This is a genomic window from Pseudomonas sp. PS01297, assembly GCF_029959305.1.
In the GTDB taxonomy this organism is placed as follows: Bacteria; Pseudomonadota; Gammaproteobacteria; order Pseudomonadales; family Pseudomonadaceae; genus Aquipseudomonas; species Aquipseudomonas helleri.
Window position 1 is genome coordinate 1 of record NZ_JASCPQ010000096.1, and the last position, 19,988, is coordinate 19,988.

Annotated in this window: 17 protein-coding genes; 13 read left to right on the plus strand and 4 right to left on the minus strand. The window is 61.3% G+C overall.

The genetic code is table 11. The annotated features are described in order from the left end of the window. Nucleotides 1-77: 77 nt before the first annotated feature. Complete coding sequence (locus tag QMX84_RS21975) at nt 78-1,115, minus strand: LacI family DNA-binding transcriptional regulator (protein WP_282364771.1); 1,038 nt, start codon at nt 1,113-1,115, stop codon at nt 78-80. Nucleotides 1,116-1,325: 210 nt separating this feature from the next. On the opposite strand from QMX84_RS21975, the gene QMX84_RS21980 reads away from it, so the two are divergent. Together QMX84_RS21980 and QMX84_RS21985 are read left to right on the plus strand one after the other, a co-directional pair. Then, a complete protein-coding gene (locus QMX84_RS21980; RefSeq protein WP_153336296.1) occupies nt 1,326-2,654 on the plus strand; it encodes an MFS transporter in 1,329 nt (442 codons plus the stop codon). A 13-nt stretch (nt 2,655-2,667) separates the two neighbouring features. Beyond that, the gene (locus QMX84_RS21985) at nt 2,668-4,023 is read left to right on the plus strand and encodes an amidase (RefSeq protein WP_262123650.1); all 1,356 of its coding nucleotides are present in this window, start codon (nt 2,668-2,670) and stop codon (nt 4,021-4,023) included. Between the two features lie 490 nt (nt 4,024-4,513). On the opposite strand, the gene QMX84_RS21990 is transcribed toward QMX84_RS21985, so the two are convergent. The 3 genes from QMX84_RS21990 to QMX84_RS22000 all read right to left on the minus strand — a co-directional run bounded on the left by QMX84_RS21990 (nt 4,514) and on the right by QMX84_RS22000 (nt 6,911). Then, nucleotides 4,514-5,254 carry an SDR family NAD(P)-dependent oxidoreductase gene (locus tag QMX84_RS21990; protein ID WP_262123649.1) on the minus strand — a complete coding sequence of 247 codons (741 nt, stop codon included), beginning with the start codon at nt 5,252-5,254 and terminating at the stop codon, nt 4,514-4,516. A 27-nt stretch (nt 5,255-5,281) separates the two neighbouring features. After that, nucleotides 5,282-6,109, minus strand: a complete 828-nt coding sequence (locus QMX84_RS21995; protein ID WP_262123648.1) for a shikimate dehydrogenase — start codon at nt 6,107-6,109, stop codon at nt 5,282-5,284. Nucleotides 6,110-6,197: 88 nt separating this feature from the next. Then, nucleotides 6,198-6,911: a FadR/GntR family transcriptional regulator gene (locus tag QMX84_RS22000; RefSeq protein WP_048369286.1), complete on the minus strand. Its 714-nt coding sequence runs from the start codon at nt 6,909-6,911 to the stop codon at nt 6,198-6,200. 280 nt (nt 6,912-7,191) lie between these two features. Between QMX84_RS22000 and QMX84_RS22005 the strand changes: the two genes are divergently transcribed. The 11 genes from QMX84_RS22005 to lpdA all read left to right on the plus strand — a co-directional run bounded on the left by QMX84_RS22005 (nt 7,192) and on the right by lpdA (nt 19,840). After that, entirely contained in the window at nt 7,192-8,433 is a 1,242-nt protein-coding gene (locus QMX84_RS22005; protein ID WP_262123647.1) for a branched-chain amino acid ABC transporter substrate-binding protein, read from the plus strand. Nucleotides 8,434-8,492: 59 nt separating this feature from the next. Then, nucleotides 8,493-9,434: a branched-chain amino acid ABC transporter permease gene (locus tag QMX84_RS22010; RefSeq protein WP_048386914.1), complete on the plus strand. Its 942-nt coding sequence runs from the start codon at nt 8,493-8,495 to the stop codon at nt 9,432-9,434. 3 nt (nt 9,435-9,437) lie between these two features. Continuing rightward, the gene (locus tag QMX84_RS22015; protein ID WP_048386915.1) at nt 9,438-10,715 is read left to right on the plus strand and encodes a branched-chain amino acid ABC transporter permease; all 1,278 of its coding nucleotides are present in this window, start codon (nt 9,438-9,440) and stop codon (nt 10,713-10,715) included. Next, on the plus strand, nt 10,712-11,467 hold the full coding sequence (locus tag QMX84_RS22020) for an ABC transporter ATP-binding protein (RefSeq protein WP_282364772.1): 756 nt from the start codon (nt 10,712-10,714) through the stop codon (nt 11,465-11,467). Before QMX84_RS22015 ends, QMX84_RS22020 begins: the two co-directional genes overlap by 4 nt. Continuing rightward, nucleotides 11,464-12,186, plus strand: a complete 723-nt coding sequence (locus QMX84_RS22025; protein WP_048369282.1) for an ABC transporter ATP-binding protein — start codon at nt 11,464-11,466, stop codon at nt 12,184-12,186. The genes QMX84_RS22020 and QMX84_RS22025 overlap by 4 nt, the downstream gene beginning before the upstream one ends. 119 nt (nt 12,187-12,305) lie before the next feature. Then, nucleotides 12,306-13,547, plus strand: coding sequence for an OprD family porin (locus QMX84_RS22030; RefSeq protein ID WP_282364773.1), 1,242 nt, complete (start codon nt 12,306-12,308; stop codon nt 13,545-13,547). 126 nt (nt 13,548-13,673) lie between these two features. Next, the gene (locus tag QMX84_RS22035) at nt 13,674-14,486 is read left to right on the plus strand and encodes an SDR family oxidoreductase (RefSeq protein WP_282364774.1); all 813 of its coding nucleotides are present in this window, start codon (nt 13,674-13,676) and stop codon (nt 14,484-14,486) included. A gap of 63 nt (nt 14,487-14,549) precedes the next feature. Next, entirely contained in the window at nt 14,550-16,742 is a 2,193-nt protein-coding gene (locus tag QMX84_RS22040) for an alpha-ketoacid dehydrogenase subunit alpha/beta (RefSeq protein WP_282364775.1), read from the plus strand. Then, nucleotides 16,739-17,224: a VOC family protein gene (locus tag QMX84_RS22045; protein ID WP_153328603.1), complete on the plus strand. Its 486-nt coding sequence runs from the start codon at nt 16,739-16,741 to the stop codon at nt 17,222-17,224. Before QMX84_RS22040 ends, QMX84_RS22045 begins: the two co-directional genes overlap by 4 nt. Beyond that, nucleotides 17,224-18,438 (plus strand): pyruvate dehydrogenase complex dihydrolipoamide acetyltransferase, encoded by a 1,215-nt coding sequence (locus tag QMX84_RS22050; protein WP_282364776.1) that lies wholly within the window; start codon nt 17,224-17,226, stop codon nt 18,436-18,438. The genes QMX84_RS22045 and QMX84_RS22050 overlap by 1 nt, the downstream gene beginning before the upstream one ends. Before the next feature lie 10 nt (nt 18,439-18,448). Then, nucleotides 18,449-19,840 carry a dihydrolipoyl dehydrogenase gene (gene lpdA / locus QMX84_RS22055; RefSeq protein ID WP_282364777.1) on the plus strand — a complete coding sequence of 464 codons (1,392 nt, stop codon included), beginning with the start codon at nt 18,449-18,451 and terminating at the stop codon, nt 19,838-19,840. Nucleotides 19,841-19,988 lie beyond the last annotated feature (148 nt).

The following is a 19,988-nucleotide window of genomic DNA, read 5'->3' on the forward strand; positions in this document are numbered from 1 at the left end:
GCCGCAGGCTGCGATCTTTTAAAAAAATCAAAAGATCGCAGCCTGCGGCAGCTCCTACCGAAAGGGGACTGAACGGATTACAGCGGCTTGGGCAACACTGTAGAACTTGCCCGCACTTGCAGTTGTGGGGTCAGCACAATCGATTCAACGGCTTCGCCCTTGATCCGTTTCAGCAATAACTCCACCGCCTGCTGGCCCATTTCGGCCAGTGGCAAGCGCACGCTGGTCAGTGGCACGGTGAGTTCGTGGGCGAGGGCGATGTCGTTGAAACCGACCACGGCGATGTCTTTGCCCGGCAGCAGGCCTTTGTCCCGTGCAGCGCCCATCAGGCCGATGGCGAGGAAGTCGTTGACCGCAAAAAACGCTTGCGGGCGCGGGCTCAGCCCCAGCAGGTGTTCGCCTTGCTGGTGCCCGGTCAGGCTGTCAAAAGGGCCGTTAAGCGTCCATTCCGGGCGCAGGGTGATGCCCTGTTCGCGAAAGTAGCGGGTGAAGCCGCGTGTGCGATCGGCGCCGGTTGAGGCGTGGCGTTCGCCTGCCAGAATCGCGACGTCGCGCCAGCCCAGGGTGTACAAATGCTCCGCCGCCAACCAGCCGCCCAGCTCATCGTTACTGCACGACGCGACTTGCCCGGCTATCTGGCGGCTGGCCAGCACGTAGGGGATGTGTTTGCGGGTCAACAACTCGAACAGTGGCTGGGTTTCTCCCACGTGGGAGTCAGCCACGATCAGTCCGGCCACCGAGCGGCGCAAGGCGTGTTCGGCACGTTGCATCTGGCGCACGGGCTGGTCGTCGGTGTTGGACACGAACGTGAGGTAGCCCGCCTGTTCAGCGCTGCTGTCGATGCTGTCGTAAATGGTCGCCATCACCAGGTCGGTGATGCGCGGCATCAGCACGCAGATTTCCTCACTTTTACGCAATTTCAGGTTAGATGCCTGCGTGTTCGGTCGATAATCCAGCTCTTTTGCCAATGCGCGAATACGCTCAATCACCTCGGCCGATGCTGCCCGTTCGACGCCCGCCGGGTCGCCGTTGAGCACCCTGGACACGGTGGACACATGCACGCCAAGTGCAGTCGCCATGGACTTGAGGGTGGCGGGGCGGGCTGGGTTCGGCATGTTCGAGGGGTTTCCTGCTGTCTGTTATGAGCGCGCGGATTCTACCTGAACGGGCGATTTTCGGCCGGACAAAATTTTTACCCAAACGTTTGACTAAAATTTTTACTCGCTCTACATTTCGTCAACCCAAACGTTTGGGTAAAAAAATAAAAATACGCCGGAAGCGGCCGACTTTTTGACTTCTGCCATCATTTGAAGAGTCAGATACCTATGAACAACCCAGCTATCCCTTCCTTCCGCTATCAGATTTTCTTCTTGATCATGCTGATGGCACTGCTCAATTACATTGATCGCGGCGCCATTGCCTACGCATCGGCGAGCATCCTTCCCGAGTACGGTTTCGACAAAGCCGACTGGGGCAAGGTGCTGGGTTACTTTGGTTACGGTTACATTTTGGGGGCGTTGATCGGCGGCATTCTGGCCGACCGTTTTGGCGCCAAACGTATCTGGCTGATCGCTGGTGCCACCTGGTCGATCTTTGAAATCGCAACCGCTTTTGCCGGTGACTTCGGCCTGGCGTTTCTGGGCGGCTCGGCGATGGCCGGTTTCGCCACCATCCGGGTGATGTTCGGTTTCGCTGAAGGCCCGGCGTACTCGGTCATCAACAAGAGTGTGGCGAACTGGGCCACCCCCAAAGAGCGCGGTTTTGTGGTGTCGGTGGGTTTGCTCAGCACGCCGCTGGGTGCGCTGTTGACGGCGCCGATTGCGGTAGGCCTGCAAACCCTGACCGGCGACTGGCGCAGTATGTTCGTGATTCTGGGTGTGATCAGCCTGGCGCTGCTGATTTTCTTCATGACGCGCTTCACCAACACCCCCGATGAAAACCCGCGAGTGTCCAAGGCCGAACTGGACTACCTGCGCAAAGAACGCGCCGAAGCGGTCAATGCCTCGACGCCAACCACCACGCTGACACCGGTCTGGCACTTCTTCAAAAACAAGGACCTGCTGCTCAACGCGGTCGGCTACTTCTCGTTCGTCTACGTGACCTTCCTGCTGCTGACCTGGACCCCCAAATACCTGCAGGACGAGTTCCACTACAACCTGTCCTCGCTGTGGTACATGGGCATGATCCCGTGGACCGGTGCCTGCTTTACCGTGCTGCTGGGCGGCAAAATCTCCGACCTGCTGCTGCGCCGTACCGGCAACCTTAAAGTCGCCCGCAGCTGGCTGGCCGCGACTTGCCTGCTGTTGACCACGCTGTGCTTCATCATGGTTTCGCAGGCCCAGACCGTCTGGGGCGTGATTGCCCTGATGACCCTGGCCAACGCCCTCAATGCGCTGCCTAACTCGGTGTACTGGGCCGTGGTCATCGACACTGCGCCGTCCAACCGCGTCGGCGCCTACAGCGGCATGACCCACTTTATTGCCAACACCGCTTCGTTCATTGCCCCGATGCTGACCGGCTACCTGACCGTTCGCTACGGCTATTCGTCGATGTTCGTGGCCGCCGCAGTGGCGACCGCGTTGGGCATGAGCGCCATGTTGATGGTGCGCCCAGGCGGCCGTCCGGCTGCTTCCCCCCTTCCTGCTGCTGTTTGATTGAGGTGTTTGTATGAGCCCGGTATTACCCGCCCATGCTGGCTATTTTTTCGGTCGATCGGTCGTCGAACTGGCTGAACGCCTGCGCGACGGCAGCTTGACCAGCGTTGAACTGACCCAGGCCGCTCTCGACAGCATCGAGCGGCTGAACCCGACCCTGAACGCCTTCGTTCAAGTGGATGCGCCGGTTGCTCTGGCCCAGGCGCGCAAGGCCGACGACCTGTTGGCCCAAGGCCAGGACCTGGGGCCGCTGCACGGCATACCCGTGGCGGTCAAAGACAACATCGACACGTTGGACTACGTCAGCACCTATGGCTCGGCGCATTTCGAAGGCTTCAGGCCGCGTCGTGATGCCGTGTGTGTGCAGCGCTTGCGCGAGGCGGGTGCGGTGATTGTCGGCAAAACCCTGACCCATGAATTCGCCTACGGCCCGACGGGCGACCGCTCGCTACAGGGCGCGGCCCGCAACCCGTGGGACCCAGCTTGCATCACGGGCGGCTCCAGCGCGGGCAGCGCGGCGGCTGTGGCCAGCGGCATGGTGCCGTTGGCCTTGGGTACGGACACTGGCGGCTCGATCCGGATACCGGCGGCGTTGTGCGGTGTGGTCGGCTTCAAGCCGTCCTATGCTGCCGTGCCACTGGAAGGCGTATTCCCGCTGTCGTCCAGCCTCGACCACGCCGGGCCGATTGCCAACTCGGTTGAAGACGCGCGCCTGCTGTTCGAAGTGTTATCGGGTAGGGCATGCGCGGCGACGGCCACTGAGCCGCGTGCCCTGCGAGTTGGCTGGATCACCTCAGGCAGCTTCGGCCCGGTCGACGCCGAAGTGGATCAACAGGTTTACCAGGCGGCCAAGCAGGTGTTTGGCGATACCTTGCACGAAGTGACGGAATTGGCCGCCATGGCCGCCGGCATGAAAGAAACCCTGCTGATACTGCAACGCGCCGAGGCCTACGACGTGCATGCCGAGCGCATGCAAGAGGCGCCGCAATTGTTCGACCAGGAAGTGCGCGAGCGCCTTGAACTGTCGCAAGAAGTTCGCGGCTGGCAGTACATTCGCGCGCAGCGGGCCCAGCAGCAGTATCAGGCGCAGATGGCGCGGTTATTCGAAGACTATGACTTGTTGCTTTCACCCAGCGTACCGATCATCGCCCCGGCAGTGAACGCACGGGAGACACCCGTAGGGGAGCAACTCATCGACGTCCGCGCTGCCGTGCTCAGCTACACCAGCCCCTGGAACCTCACCGGCCTGCCCGCCATCAGCCTGCCAGCAGGGCAGGTGAGAGGCCTGCCCGTAGGCCTGCAAGTGATTGCAGCGGCGGGTGAAGATGAGCGTTTATTGCAATGGCTGGCCCACCACACCCCCACATAACCCCAAACCCCAAATCCCTGTAGGAGCGAGCTTGCCTCGCGATCTTTTGATTTGGCTTGTGATCTGGTCCCCCGGTGGTTTGTGATCTGGTTTGTGATCTGGTTTGTGATCTGGTTTGTGATCTGGTTTGTGATCTGGTTTTTGATCTTGATCTACCCGCCCCTTCGGGAGGCCGAGTGGAGGTTCTGCGCAGTGGGTGTCCCGGCATGGATGCCGGGAGAGCCGCGATGGGCCATGGATGGCCCGTGGCGGCGTGCCCGCGGAGCAGGACTGGAACGAGGGAACCTGAGCGCAGCGAAGGCCGTACGCCGGGGCAAGGCCTTTTTGGGTACTTTTGTGGCTGTTTGACAAAAGTGCCTCGCTGTAAGAGCGAAACCCGTAAAACGCCGTTGCGCAGCCAATGGATATGTACGCCGACGCAAGGCTTTTCAAGATCAAAAGATCGCGAGGCAAGCTCGCTCCTACCGGATTGTTGTTCGACTGAGAAACCTCACCCCGCGATATACAACCCGCCATTCACATGCAGCACTTCCCCGGTCATGAAGCTCGATCCGTCACTGCACAAAAAGGCGATGACAGAGGCGATTTCACTCGGCTGGCCGAGGCGTTTGAGCGGGGTTTGTTCCACCGAATCGCTGCCACGGGTGGCGATCAGGCTTTGTGTCATCGGGGTTTCGATGATGCCCGGCGACACCGCATTCACCCGCGTCTGCGGCCCCAGTTCACGGGCCAGCGCGCGAGTCAGGCTCAGCAGGCCACCTTTGGAGCTGCCGTAGTGGGCGTTGGAATACGCGCCTCGGTGCGCCGCCACGGAGGTCAGGTTAACGATGGCGCTGTTGGCGCGCAGGGCCGGGATGGCGCGGCTGCACAGGTAAAACACGCCGTCGAGGTTGATGCCCAAAGTCTGGCGCCATTGCTCGTCGGTCATTTCGCGAATCGGTTGTGATTGGTACAGCCCGGCAGACGGCACCAGAAAATCAATCCCGCCAAAGCGCTCGACCGCCAGGTGCACCGCTTTTGCCGAGTCATCCGGGTCGCCTGCGTTCATGCGCAAGGTGGCCACACGATCACCCTGTGGGTCCAGCGTCCGGGCGAAGTCCGCCAACCCTTCACCGTCCAGATCCGTCAGCACCATCGACGCGCCGTATTGATAAAACAGCTTCGCCACTTCGCGGCCGATACCACCGTTGGCGCCGGTCAGCAGCAAGACGCGGTTGTTGAAGTCATACATGAGCAGTGTCTCCAGAGAGGGCAGGGGTCAGTGGCCGAGAATGCGCGCAACGTGTTCAGGTTGCAGGTCAACACCGAGGAAGCGGCAGATTTGCACCACCTGCCCGTAAATCATGTGCTGACCGGGGTGAGTGCCGCAGCCGCGCTCGCGTGCCGCCGCCAGCAGCGCGGTGCCGTCGGCGCGCATCACGGCTTCGCAGACCAAAGCGCCTGCTTGCAAGGTGTTCGGATCGAGGGGCAGGGGATCATCGTCCTTGAGGCCTAGCGAGGTGGCGTTGATGACCACGTCGTAGTCCTGCGCATTGCCGTCACTAATGACCAGATCGAGCTCAGGAAACTGTTTTTGCAGACGCTCCAGCAACGCTTGCGCACGGGCCGGTGAACGGTTGTAGAGGGCCAGTCGAGCAGGTTTTTGCTGGGCGAGGGACCAGGCAATAGACTTGCCCGCGCCGCCCGTGCCCACCAGCAACACGCGTTTGCCAGCAACCGTATGCCCCTGTTGGTGCAGGCCTGCCAGCATGCCTTCGCCGTCAAAGTTGCCGCCCGTGAGGCGCCCGGTTTCAGGGTCGATGCGGATGGCATTCACCGAACCGACCTGGCGGGCGATGTCGGTCAGGTCGTCGCAGTATTCAAGGATGCTTTCCTTGTACGGGATGGTAACGACCAGGCCTTGCAGGTTGGCGAAGCCGCCTACGCCACCCAGCACCTTTTGCAGGTTTTCGGCGTGCACGTGCAGGGGTACGCACACCACATCCAGACCTTGGTTGGCCGTACTCTGATTGATGACTTGCGGGGTTTTTACATGGGCGATCGGATCAGCAACGATGCCGATCAAACGCGTCTGGCCAGTGATCATGAAGTTTAACCTGTCTGACATTTGTTTTTGTTGTCTGACAGGATGGTAGGAGGCTTCCCTTTTCAGTGTCAAGGGTGCTGCAGGAGGATCAGTCCTGCAGGTACATGTCCATGCGTTTGGCAGCATTGCGCAAATGACGCTCGGCGGCTTCGCCCGCCCGCACCGGATCGCGCGCCTGAATGGCCTGGAAGATGGCCTGGTGTTCGTCCTGCACGGCCTGGATCAGCTCGTTGTAGATCGCCGCCGTGTTGCTGCGGGCCTCGCGAATCAGGCGCCGGACACTGTGATCGAGGTATTCATTCAGCGATTTGAAGTGCGGGTTATGGGTGGCCGCGACAATCGCCTGGTGGAAGGCATAGTCCTCTTCGTCGCCCAGTTGGTCGTTGACCATGGCGTATTCCATGCCGACCAACGCCTGGCGAATTTTCTTCAGGTCTTCCGGGGTATGACGCAACGCCGCAAGGCGCGTGGCGCCCACCTCGATGGTGATCAAGAACTCGAGGATGTGCAGCAGGGAGTCTTCTTCGTCGAGCGACACTTCGTTGAGGCGGAAGGCGTGACGCTCGCCGCGCTTGGCCACGAAAGCGCCTTTGCCTTGCTGGGTGGTGATCAGTTCTTCGAACTTGAGTTGCGACAAGGCTTCGCGCACCACCGCCCGGCTGACCGAAAACTGTTCGCACAACTGCCGCTCGCTGGGCAGTTGATCGCCGGTGGCCAGCCGCCCGGAGTGGATTTCGCCACTGAGCCAGTTGACGATTTCCATTGGCAAGGGCTGGTTGCTTTGTACGTTAACGCTTTTCATTGTGAGTCCTCTGCCGCGAGGCAGCGCGGGTACGGGCATAAGTGATTGGCTGAGAATAGTGAATGAATGGACTGTGGTCTTACAAGTTTAGAAATTTTTTTATCTGCTCAAGCCTGCACATTTCAAGGTGTTTGAGTGAATCAATCGGAAATAAATGCACTTTTTTGCCCGTGGGTGCTTTGACTTCGGCGCAGCGTTGTCGTAATTTTCGCCAACTGGTCTGACATGTCGATGATGATGTTCGACCAGATCGTACATAAAAATAAAAAACGAGGCTTCCATGCACACAAAGACCACGCTGCGTCTGCTCACCTTCGGCACGACCCTGCTCGCCGGTATCGCCTGCGCTGATCCTTTGAAAGTAGCGTTGGTCGAGACCCTGTCGGGACCCTCCGCCGCCACCGGGCAAATGTTCCGGGCCGCCACGCGCTTCCAGATCGACCGCCTGAACGCTGAAGGTGGCTGGAATGGCGAACCCATCCAGCTGCTCGAATTCGATAGCCAGGGCACCCCGGCCGGCGCTTCCGAAAAACTCAAGGCCGCGATTGGCAGCGGCGCACAAATGATCGTTCAGGGCGCCTCGTCAGTGGCGGCCGGGCAAATCACAGAAGATGTGCGCAAGTACAACCTGCGCAACAAGGGCAAAGAGGTCGTGTTCCTCAACGTCGGCGGTGAGGCCCTGGAACTCACCGGCAGCAAATGCCACTTCTACCACTTCCGCTTCAACGGCAATGCGCCCATCCGGGTCAAAACCCTGGTGGCAGCCATGAAAGAAGCCGGCACCCTGGGCACTAAAGTCTATTCCATGAACCAGAACTACAGCTGGGGACAGGACATGGAAAAAGCCATCACCGACAACGCCGCGGTGGGTGGTTACCAGTTGGTGGGCAAAAGCCTGCACGACACCCAGAAAGTCCAGGATTTCGCCCCTTACATCGCCCGTATCCAGGCCTCAGGTGCTGAAACCGTACTCACCGGTAACTGGGGCAACGACTTGCTCTTGCTGATGAAAGCCAGCCGTGCGGCGGGCCTCAAATTGCGTTTTGGCACCGCCTTCCTCGATCAGCCAGGCAACCTGGCGAACGCCGGTGATGTTGCGTTGGGGCATTACGTTTCGCACCCGTTCAACATTGAAGCCGCAGGCGAGCAGGGCGAGAAATTCGCCACCGAGTACCAGGCCAAGACCGGGCACCTGCCAGCCTATATCGAGCCGCAAACCGTGTTCGCCTTGCAGATGGTGGGCAATGTGCTGAAAACCTTGCCAGCTGAAGACGGCCGCCTCAACACCCGCAGCTTCGCCCTGGCCCTGGAAAAAGCCAGCGACAGCAACCCGCTGGGTGCCGTGCGCATGCGCGCCGAAGACCACCAACTGTTGATGCCGTTCGTGGTGTCGGTGGTCTCCAAAGACGCGCGCTACAAGGTTGACGGCACTGACATGGGCTTTGTCCCGATCAAGTCGTTCAGCGCCGATGAAGCCGCAGCGCCGGTGCAAGCTGACTGCCGCATGCAACGGCCCGACTGACGCCGCCTGGCGTGCCACCCGGCACGCCTTTTTGTCCATCGCGAACGCTGGAGTCGCCTATGGAATTCCTCACAGTTTCACTGCTTAACGGCGTGATCTACGGCCTGCTGCTGTTCATGGTTTCAGCTGGCCTGACGCTGATCTTTGGCATGATGGGCGTGCTCAATTTCGCCCATGCCTCCTTTTATATGGTGGGCGCCTACCTGGCCTACACCCTGCAAAAATACGTCGGATTTGTCGGCGCGGTGCTGCTTTCGACCGTGCTGGTTGGGCTGATCGGGGTGATTGTCGAGCGCTTCTTCCTGCGTCGCGTGCACAAGTACGGGCACGCTCACGAACTGCTGCTGACCTTTGGCCTGACGTTCATCATTGTTGAGCTGATCAAGTTGTTCTACGGCAACTTCTCGGTGGAATACCGGGTGCCGGAGTTCCTCAACTTCGCCGCGTTCCAGGTGTTCAGCACTGACTATCCGTTCTACCGGCTGCTGATGGGCATTGTCTCGCTGCTGGTATTTGCCCTCATCTACCTGCTGCTGACCCGCACCCGGGTCGGCATCGTGGTGCGCGCAGCAATCCATCGCCCGCAAATGGCCGAGGCCCTGGGGCATAACGTGCCGCTGGTGTTCATGGCGGTGTTCGGTATTGGCGCGGCCCTTGCCGGGCTGGCAGGTGCACTGGCGGGCGCCTTCTACACCACCAACCCGAACATGGCGCTGGAGCTTGGGGTGATTGTGTTTGTCGTGGTGGTGGTCGGCGGTTTGGGCTCAATGGCCGGGGCGATGGTCGCCTCGCTGTTGATCGGCCTGATTTCATCCTTCGCGGTGGGCGTGGACCTCAGCCTGGCATCGGTGTTCGGCCTGTTTGGCGCCGGTGAATGGGCCCGGCAAATGGGCGGTTTGATGACCCTCAAAGTGTCCAGCGTCGCGGCCACCATTCCATTTGCGCTGATGCTGCTGATTTTGCTGATCCGGCCGTCCGGGTTAATGGGCGAGAAGGGGTAGACCATGAAACTCACAAAAATCCTGCTGCTGGTCTTGCTGCTGGCACTCGTTGTGGTGCCCGCTGTTGTACCGGTGTCGATGGTCAACGCGGCCATTCAAATGCTGATCGCGGCCTTGTTTGCCTGTGCTTTTAACCTGCTGTGCGGGCAGGGCGGCATGCTTTCGTTTGGCCACGCGGCGTACTTTGGCGTCGGCTCGTTTGCCACGCTGCACGCGATGAACGCGCTCAATGGTCATGGCCTGCTGCCAACACCTTTGCTGCCGCTGATCGGCGCCCTGGGTGGTTTTATCTGCGGGGTGTGCGCGGGCTGGTTCGCGACCAAACGCGCTGGTGTGTACTTCTCGATGATCACCCTGGCGCTGGCCGAGTTGCTGCACTCGCTGGCTCCGCACCTGAGCGCGCTGTTTGGCGGTGAAGCGGGTATTTCGTCCATGCGCAGCCCGGCATGGGGCCTGGATTTTGGCGATGCAACCCAGGTCTATTACCTGACCCTGGTGTGGGTGGTGATGTCGATTGCCTTGCTCTACGCCTTCACGCTGACGCCCATGGGTCGCCTGACCTTTGCCCTGCGCGAGAACGGCCACCGGCTGCAATTTCTCGGCTACAACGTGCACCGCTTGCGGGTGCTGGTGTTTGCCCTGTCAGCGATGTTTTCAGGGATCGCCGGCGGCTTGCAGGCCCTGAACCTGGAGTCGGCCAACTACGTGCTGTTCGATATGCACTATTCCGCCGAGGTGGTCCTCAACACCTACATTGGTGGGGTTAACGTGTTCCTCGGGCCGGTTCTGGGCGCGGCCTTGATGACTTTTTTTGGCAACGCCGCCTCCGACCTCACCCAATCCTGGTTGCTGTATCAGGGCCTGTTGTTCGTGCTGGTGATGATGTTTATGCCCAGTGGTCTGGCCGGGCTGGTGCTGGCTTGGAGCGCGCAGATCCGGCGCAACGGCTGGCTGGCGGTGATCCCGGCTGCCGTGACGGCGTTGCTGACGGCTGCGCTGGTGAGCCTGGCCGTGGTGTTTGCCATCGAAACCTTGCAACGGGTGTTCAGCCAGGATTACCAGGCGCTGCTGATTGCCGGTCAGCCGTGGCCCGCCATCAGCCTGTTTGGCCGCGACTGGTTACCTGGTTCGCCACTGACCTGGGCCATGCCGCTGCTGCTGGGCCTGGCCGGGCTGTTGATGCTCAAACTGGCCCGGCGCCAATGGCTGCGCCTGCTGGACGATGAACGCGGGTCCAAACCTGCCGCACTCACGCTGCAAGCCGAAGGAGATGCCCCATGAGCCGCGCAATTCTGCAGTTACACGACGTGCACAAATCCTTTGGCGAGGCCCACATCATTCGCGGCGCAGAGCTTGAACTGCGCGACGGCGAACGGCATGCGGTGATTGGTCCCAACGGTGCGGGCAAGTCGACGTTGTTCCACTTGATCTCCGGGCAGTTGCAGCCCACCAGCGGCAAGATCGTGCTGGGCGATACGCCGATTCAGGGGCGCTCGCCGGAGCACATCAACCATTTGGGGCTGTCGCGCTCGTTTCAGATCACCAACATTTTTCCGGGGCTGACGGTGTTCGAAAACCTGCGCATTGCCGTCATGCGCAAGCACCACATGCAGTACCACTTCTGGCGTTCAGTCCAGCGTTACCCCGAGGTGCGCGAGCAGACCGAAAAGCTGTTGGAGCAAGTGCGCCTGCAAGACAAACAAAGCGTGTGCGCGGCGGAGCTGTCTTACTCCGAGCAGCGTGCACTGGAAATCGGCATGACCCTAGCCAGTGACCCGCGGGTGATCCTGCTCGACGAGCCCATGGCGGGCATGTCTCACGAAGAAACCGACTACGCCTTGCAGTTGATTCGTGAGGTGACCCAAGGCCGATCTTTGCTGATTGTCGAGCACGACATGGACGTGGTGTTTTCGCTGTGCGACCGCATCAGCGTGCTGGTGTACGGCCAGGTCATCGCCACCGGTACGCCGGATGAAATCCGTGCAGATCGCCAGGTACAGGAAGCCTATCTGGGTGAGGAGCAATGCGCATGAGTGCGACCCCGCAAAACCTGCTGTCGATCAGCGACCTGCATGTGCATTACGGCAAGAGCCACGTGCTGCACGGGGTCAACCTCAACATCGGCCACAACGAAGTGGTCAGCTTGCTGGGGCGCAATGGCGCCGGGCGCTCCACCACCATGAAAGCGGTGATGGGCCTGGTGCCTGCCAGCGCGGGCAGCATCCAGCTGGCAGGCCGCGAATTGACCGGGCTCAGGCCGTACCGGGTCAGTCGGGCCGGGGTCGGTTTTGTCCCGGAAGAGCGCGAAGTGTTTGCCAACCTCAGCGTCGAAGAAAACCTGCGTATGGGCCAGCAAGAACCAACGCCGGGCGCCACGGCCTGGACGGTCGAGCAGATGTTCGAGTTTTTCCCGAGGCTGCGGGAGCGCCGCAACACCGGCGCGGGCAACCTCTCGGGCGGCGAGCAGCAAATGCTTACCTTGTGCCGCTCGCTGCTGGGTTGCCCGAAAGTGCTGCTGATCGATGAGCCCACCGAGGGCCTGGCGCCGAAAATCGTGGCGGTGGTGGCCGAGGCCATTCGCGACATCCACCACCGCGGGGTGTCGATCCTGCTGGTGGAGCAAAAGCTGACCATCGCCCTGAAGGTGTCTTCGCGGGTCTGCGTGATGGGCCACGGGCAGATTGTTTTTGAAGGCACGCCGCAAGCGCTGACCGACGATCCCGATTTGATGAAGGAGTGGCTGGCGGTCTAAAGCACCAGCCGCAACATTCAACCCGGCAGGTTCGCCTGCCAATTCCCCCCGACGGTATGGCGAAACACGCGTTCGCCAGGGGTTTCTGCGTCTTAAATCCAACAGGAAAAACAATAAAAATGAACCTGAATAAATACATCGCCACACAACCCCTGCTGTTGCTGAGCGCCTTGCCGGGCCTGGTTCTGGCGCAGGAGCATGGCTTTATCGAGGACGCCACGGCCAACGTGCTGATGCGCAACTTCTACTTCAATCGCGACTTTCGTGACAGCAACGCCAGCCAGGCCAAGAGCGAGGAATGGGCGCAGGGCTTTCTGCTCAATGCGCAGTCTGGCTACACCCAAGGGTTTGTGGGGGTAGGCGTAGACCTGATCGGCCGCCTCGGGGTCAAGCTCGACAGTGGTGGTGGGCGTGCGGGCACGCTGTTGCTGCCTGCCGACGGCAAAGGCTCGGCGGATGACTTTTCCAGCCTGGGCGCGGCGCTGAAATTAAAGATGTCGAAGACCGAACTGAAAGTGGGTGAACTGCTGCCCAGCCTGCCGATCCTCCAATACAACGATGCGCGCCTGCTGCCGCAGACGTTTCAGGGGGCGATGCTGACCTCCAAAGAAATCACCGGCCTGACCCTGAATGCCGGGCAGATGCGCTCCTTCACCCAGCGTAATTCCAGCAACCGCGAAGACATGTTTATCGATGGCCGCGCCTTCGCCACCTCTGACCGTTACAACTACCTGGGCGGTGAATACCGCTTCAACCAGGAACGCACCATGGTCGGCCTGTGGGGCGCCGAGCTGGAGGATATTTACCGGCAGCGCTTTATCCAGTTCACCCACAAACAACCCGTAGGCGACTGGACCCTGGGCACCAATATCGGCTTGCTCGACTCAGAAGAGCAGGGCGATGCCAAGGCCGGAAAAATAGACAACCGCTCGTTCTTCACCACCCTCAGCGCCGCCCACGGCGGGCACACGGTAATGGCTGCCTGGCAGCGCATGTATGGCGACGACGGAACCATCTGGCTCAGCCCGACCACCACTGTGTTGCCCAGCGATGTTCAGGTGCGCAATTTCGCCTCCGCCCAGGAAAAAGCCTGGCAACTGCGTTACGACTACAACTTTGTCGCCATGGGCATCCCGGGGCTGACTACCTTTGTGCGTTACGTCAGTGGCGACAATGTGCTGGTGGCGGGCAGCAACACCGGCAAGGAGTGGGAGCGCGACTTTGACGTGTCGTACGTAATCCAGAGCGGCCCCCTGAAAAACCTTGGCCTGCGCTGGAGAAACGCCATGGTGCGCTCCAGTTTCGGCCCGTCAGTGGACGATAACCGCCTGATCGTCAGCTACAGCCTCGCGCTGTTTTGATCGGTGAGTTGACTGATCCGGTAACAATTTCCTTTGACAGAGCCCTTACTGCGGGTTAGTTTTTCGTCACTGGTCTGACAAGTTAATTTAAATGTATGACCAGCTATAAAAATAAGTGAGAACCTCATGTCCCATTCAGATAGTTCTGCACCTGTTTTCCAGCACAGCGCCTATGCCGGCATCCAGGACAAAGTGGTGGTGGTCACCGGCGGCGGCAGCGGCATTGGTCTGGCCCTCGCCAAAGGCTTTGCGCGCAATGGCGCACATTTGCTGCTGATCGATATCAACGCTCAGGCCATGGCCGATGCCAAGGGCGAGCTCCGGCAAGAATTCCCTGATACCCGGGTTGAATGCTTCGAGGCGTCGGTGACTGACGAAGAGGCTATTGACGCAGCCTTTGCTCACGCCAAGGCGTGTTTCGGGCGCATTGACGTGCTGCTCAACAACGCCGGTGTTTCCATCAATAAACCGTCCCTCGATATCACCCCGGCCGAATGGCGCCGGGCCGTAGAGATCAACTTCAGCAGCGTGTTCATCTGCGCCCAGGCGGCTGCCCGGCACATGATTGAGCAGCAGGCGGGCGTGATCATCAACACCTCGTCGATGTGGGGCGTGTCGCACTCCGCAGAGCGCACCGCGTACTGCTCGACCAAAGCGGCGGTGGTATCCATGACCAAATGCCTGGCCGTCGAGTGGGCGCGCCACGGTATCCGCGTCAACGCCATCGGGCCTGGTTACACCCGCACTCCGCTGGTGGATGAACTGCAACGCGCAGGCCGTCTGGACGTTGACGCACTGAGCAAGCGCACGCCGCTGCACCGCCTGGGTGAACCGGGCGAAATGGCCGAGCTGGCGCTGTTTCTGGCCTCTGGCAGCGCGACCTTCATTACCGGGCAAATCTACGTCTCGGACGGCGGCTGGACCGCTAACGGTTTCTAGCTTTCCTTCGTTGTGCCGGCCCGCAGGGGCCGGTCGCTTTGAGTTCTTTGTGGAGAAGTAAACATGCCGAATAGTGTTGCCTTGTCGCCGGCATCGCCGTGGGTCGAGCTGAGTACCACCGACGCCGACTGGAAGCAGGCCGACCCCGCGCTGCTGGGCACCATGCTCAGCCAGTTGCACCTGATCCGGGCCTTTGAAGAAACCGTACTGGAACTGGCCGGAGAAGGCCTGGTGCATGGTCCGGCACACTCCAGCATCGGCCAGGAAGGCGGCGCGGTCGGTTCGATCGTGCCGCTGGGTGCGGCAGATGAAGTCAACGGTTCGCACCGTGGCCACCACCAGTTTCTGGCCAAGGCGCTGGTGTACCTGATGCCCGAAGGCATTGACCCGCAAGCGCCGGTTAACCCGTCGATCCAGAATTTGCTGCAACGCACCCTGGCGGAAATCCTCGGCCTGGCCCAAGGCTTCTGCAAAGGCCGTGGCGGCTCCATGCACCTGCAATGGGCCGAGGCGGGCGCCCTGGGCACCAACGCGATCGTTGGCGGCGGTGTGCCGTTGGCGGCGGGCGCGGCCTGGGCCCACCGGTATGCGCAGACCGACACCGTGGCGGTCACCTATTTCGGTGATGGCGCGGTCAACATCGGTTCGGTGCTGGAAACCATGAACCTGGCGGCGGCCTGGAAGTTGCCGCTGTGCTTCTTTATCGAGAACAACCTCTACGCCGTGTCGACCACGGTGGATGAAGCAACCGCCGAACCGCGTCTTTCGGCCCGGGGCCTGGGCTTTAACATCCCGAGCTGGAAAGTCGACGGCATGGACCCGCTGGCGGTGTACCTGGCCATGCAACAAGCGCTGGCGCACATGCGTGCCGGTAATGGTCCGACCGTGATCGAAGCCGACGTGTACCGTTTCTTCCACCAGAATGGCCCGTTCCCCGGCAGCGCTTTCGGTTACCGCAGCAAAGAAGAAGAACAGCACTGGCGTGCCCGCGACCCGCTGGACCGTCTGGCCACTGAAATGAAAAAACGCGCGCTGATCGACGATGCCGGTCTGACCGCACTGCGTGAAACCATCAAGGCGGCCATGGCCGAAGCAGCGGCGCAGTTGCTGGAAGCGGACCCGTCCGGCAAGCCGGGTAAACGGCGGATTCGCCCTGAGCTATGGCCGGCAGCGGACTTTCGTGACGTGGGCATTCGTGGCGACCTCAGCGAGCTGGCCGATGCTCGCACGTGCGAGCAATCGAGCTACAGCGGCACCCTGGAAAAACGCAAATTCATCGACGCAATTGCCGATGTGATGAACCGGCGCATGGAAACCGACGACAGCATCGTGGTCATGGGCGAGGACGTGCATCGCCTCAAGGGCGGCACCAACGGCGCCACCCGTGGCTTGAAAGATCGTTTCCCGGAGCGGATTCTCGGTACGCCCATCAGCGAAAACGCCTTCTGCGGCCTTGGCGGCGGGATGGCCCTCGATGGCCGTTTCAAGCCGGTGGTGGAGTTCATGTACCCGGACTTTATGTGGGTGGCCGCCGACCAGGTGTTCAATCAGATCGGCAAGGCCCGGCACATGTTCGGCGGGCAAAGCGACGTGCCCTTGGTACTGCGCACCAAAATCGCCATGGGCACCGGCTACGGCTCGCAGCACTCCATGGACCCGGCGGGCATTTACGTGACCAGCCCCGGCTGGCGCATCGTCGCCGCGTCGACGCCGTTTGACTACATCGGCCTGATGAACACCGCGCTGGCCTGCAAAGACCCGGTACTGGTGATCGAACATGTCGACTTGTACAGCCAGACCGGTGAAGTGCCGACTGACGACCTGGACTACCAGATCCCGTTTGGTACTGCCGCCATTCGCCGCGAAGGCCGCGAGCTGACCATCCTGACTTACCTGAGCATGGTCGGGCATTCCCTGGAAGCCGTCGAGCAGACCGGCATCGACGCCGAGGTCATCGACCTGCGGTTTCTCGACCGCGCCAGTTTTGACTGGGCCACGGTAGAGGCGAGTATCCGCAAGACCAACAACGTGCTGATTGTCGAGCAGGGCGCCCGTGGCACGTCCTACGGCGGCTGGCTGGCAGACGAATTGCAACGCCGTTGCTTCGACTGGCTCGACCAGCCGATTCAGCGGGTTACCGGCGGTGAAGGTTCGCCGAGTATTTCCAAAGTTCTGGAGCGTGCCGCCAGTGCCCGCACCGAAGAAGTGGTTGAAGGCCTGCAACAGGTCATCCGCGAAAAAGGAGCACGTCCATGAGCGTCAACATGCTGGTTCCAATGGAAGTCGGTATTTGCTGCGTCGACTTGCCGGCCCTCAGCCGGTTCTATCAGGACGTGCTGGGCTTTACCTTTGTCGCCCAGGTGCAAATGCCCGCCGCCGCTGCGCAACGCGTGGGGCTGAGCGAAGGCGGTTACAGCGTGGTGCGCTTGCAGACGCCTTACGGCGAGCGGATCAAATTGCTTGCCCCGGAGCGCACGCCCACCCGGCATGTCGACGGGTTGATCCTCGACCGCCAGAACGCCAGTTACCTGACCTTTATCGTCGAAGACATCGCCAGTCTGGTCGCTGACCTGAAGCGCGCCGGTGCGAGCTTTTTCGCCGGTGACGAGGCGATCCAACTGCGTCCCGAGGTGAAAGCGCTGTTTTGCCGCGATCCGGAAGGCAACGTGCTGGAGTTGGTCGAGTACGCCGACATCGCCGCCTACCGTCCTGACCTTTTCAACCACCGGAGTGCCTGATGGCCAAGCTCTTGCACATGCCCGAGGTGTCGGCCAACGCGACCCACGCCGCCATCCAGAATTGGGCCATCAAAGAAGGCGAAACAATCGCCGTGGGTGATTGCATTGCCGAGATCGAAACTGAAAAAGCCCTGGTAGAACTGGCCGCTGAAGAAGAGGGCGTGCTGGGTAAAATCCTCGTCGAGGCGGGCCGCGAAGTGGAAGTCGGCTCGCCCATCGGTGTGTTGTTTGCCAAAGGTGAAAGCAACGTCGACATTGCCGCGTTGCTGGCCAAGGCGGGCGCGCAACAGGCTGCACTCGCGCCGGTAGCCGATGAGGCGCCTGTCGTACCTGCGCCTGTCGCTGCGCAGCCCGCGCAAACGGGTCGGGTCTTTGCCAGCCCCTTGGCCCGCCGTCTGGCGGCGGCCAAAGGGCTGGACCTGGCGAGCCTCAAAGGCAGCGGCCCCAACGGCCGCATCGTCAAGCGCGACGTTGAAGCCGCCAGCGCCGCCCCCGTAGCGCCTGCACCGGTGGTTGCGGCCGCGGTCAGTGGCCCGGGCTTTGATGAAATCCCCCACAGCGGCATGCGTAAAACCATTGCCCGTCGCCTGGTAGAGAGCAAGGCCACGGTCCCGCATTTTTACCTGGACGTCGAAATTCGCATGGAGCGCTTGCTGGCCTTGCGTGAGCAAGTCAACCAGAGCGCGCCGCGCAAAATCTCGATCAACGACTTTATCGTCAAGGCCGTGGCCGTGGCCCTGCGCCAGGTACCGGCCATGAACGTGACCTGGACCGACACTGCGCTGCGCCAGTACCACGAGGCCGATGTGTGCGTGGCGGTGTCCACGGACACCGGGCTGATTACCCCGGTGGTGCGCAACGCGGGCGGCAAAGCCTTGTCGCAGATCAGCGCCGATGTCGCAGAACTGGCCGGGCGTGCCCGTGACGGGCGCCTGCGGCCCGAGGAATATCAGGGCGGCAGCTTCACCATCAGCAACCTGGGCATGTTTGGCGTCGAGCAATTCAGCGCCATTATCAACCCGCCTCACGCAGCGATTCTGGCGGTGGGCGCGACCCAGCAGAAGCCGGTGGTTGAAGACGGCGAGCTGAAAGCCGGAGCGGTCATGCGCTGCACCTTGTCGGTAGACCACCGCGCCGTGGATGGCGCACTGGCAGCGCAATGGCTGGCCGTGTTCAAGGGCCTGATGGAAAACCCGCTGGGCATGCTGATTTGAGGGAGTCCCCATGAGCGATAACACTTTCGACGTGATCGTGGTGGGCGGCGGCCCCGGCGGTTACGTCGCGGCGATCCGTGCCAGCCAGTTGGGCCTGCGCACGGCGCTGGTCGAAAAGGCCCACTTGGGCGGGATCTGCCTGAATTGGGGCTGCATCCCCACCAAAGCCTTGTTGCGCAGCGCCGACGTCTTGCGCCTTATCCGCAATGCCAAAGGCTTTGGCATTGACGTGGGCCAGGCCAAACCGGACCTGGAGGCCATCGTCAAACGCTCCCGCGACGTGGCGGCGCAGTTGCAGCGCGGCGTCAGCGGGCTGATGAAAAAACACCGTGTCCAGGTCTTCAACGGCCATGGGCAGCTTAATGGCCCGCAGCGTCTGAGCGTGACCGGCGAACAGGGCGAACAACAGCTAAGTGCGGCGCACATCATCCTTGCCACCGGCGCACGGGCCCGTGTGTTGCCGGGCATGGAGCCAGACGGCCAACACTTCTGGACCTACCGCGAAGCGCTGGTGCCAAAAAGCATACCCAAGCGTTTGGTGATCATCGGTGGCGGCGCCATCGGCATCGAGTTCGCCAGCTTCTACCACGCCCTGGGTGCCCAGGTCAGCGTGGTGGAAATGGCCGAGCGCATCTTGCCGGTCGAAGACCAGGACATCAGCGCCCACGTGGCCCAGTCGCTGACCCGCGAAGGCATCAACTTGTACACCGGGTGCGCAGTCAAAAGCAGCCGCGTCCAGCAGGGCAGCGTCCAGGTGCAACTGCAAGGCAAGCGCCAGGAGACGTTACAGGCCGATGTGGTGCTGGTGGCGGCGGGGATTGTGGGCAACGTTGAAGACCTTGGGCTCGAAGGGACTCGGGTCAAGGTCGAGCGCAGCCATGTGCAGGTCGATGAATACTGCCGCACCGACGAACCGGGCGTGTACGCCATTGGCGACCTTGCCGGGGCGCCATGGCTGGCGCACAAGGCCAGCCACGAAGCGGTGATCTGCGTGGAGAAAATCGCCGGGCAAACCCCGCATCCGTTGAACCCGCTCAGCGTCCCTGCGTGCACCTACAGCCACCCGCAAGTGGCCAGCGTCGGCTACACCGAAGCCCAGGCACGCGCGGCCGGCAAGGCGATCAATGTCGGTAAATTCCCCTTCGTGGCCAACGGCAAGGCCATCGCCATGGGCGCCACCGAAGGTTTCGTCAAAGTCATCTTTGACGCCGACAGCGGCGAACTGTTGGGCGCACACATGGTGGGTGAAGAAGTCACCGAAATGATCCAGGGCTACGTCATCGCCCGTGGGCTTGAGACCACCGAGGCGGAACTGATCGACAGCATCCTGCCGCACCCGACGATGTCCGAGGCCATGCACGAAGCCGTGCTGGCCGCCTACGAGCGGGCACTGCACAGCTAATAAACCTTACACCTCGCCTGTAGGAGCTGCCGCACCGTCTACGACGCCGCGCTGTCGCGCAGCAAACAGGACAGCGAATATCTTCAGCATCCCCCAATCGGTTCCCTCTCCTTCGGGAGAGGGCTAGGGTGAGGGGGCTCTTGATTTT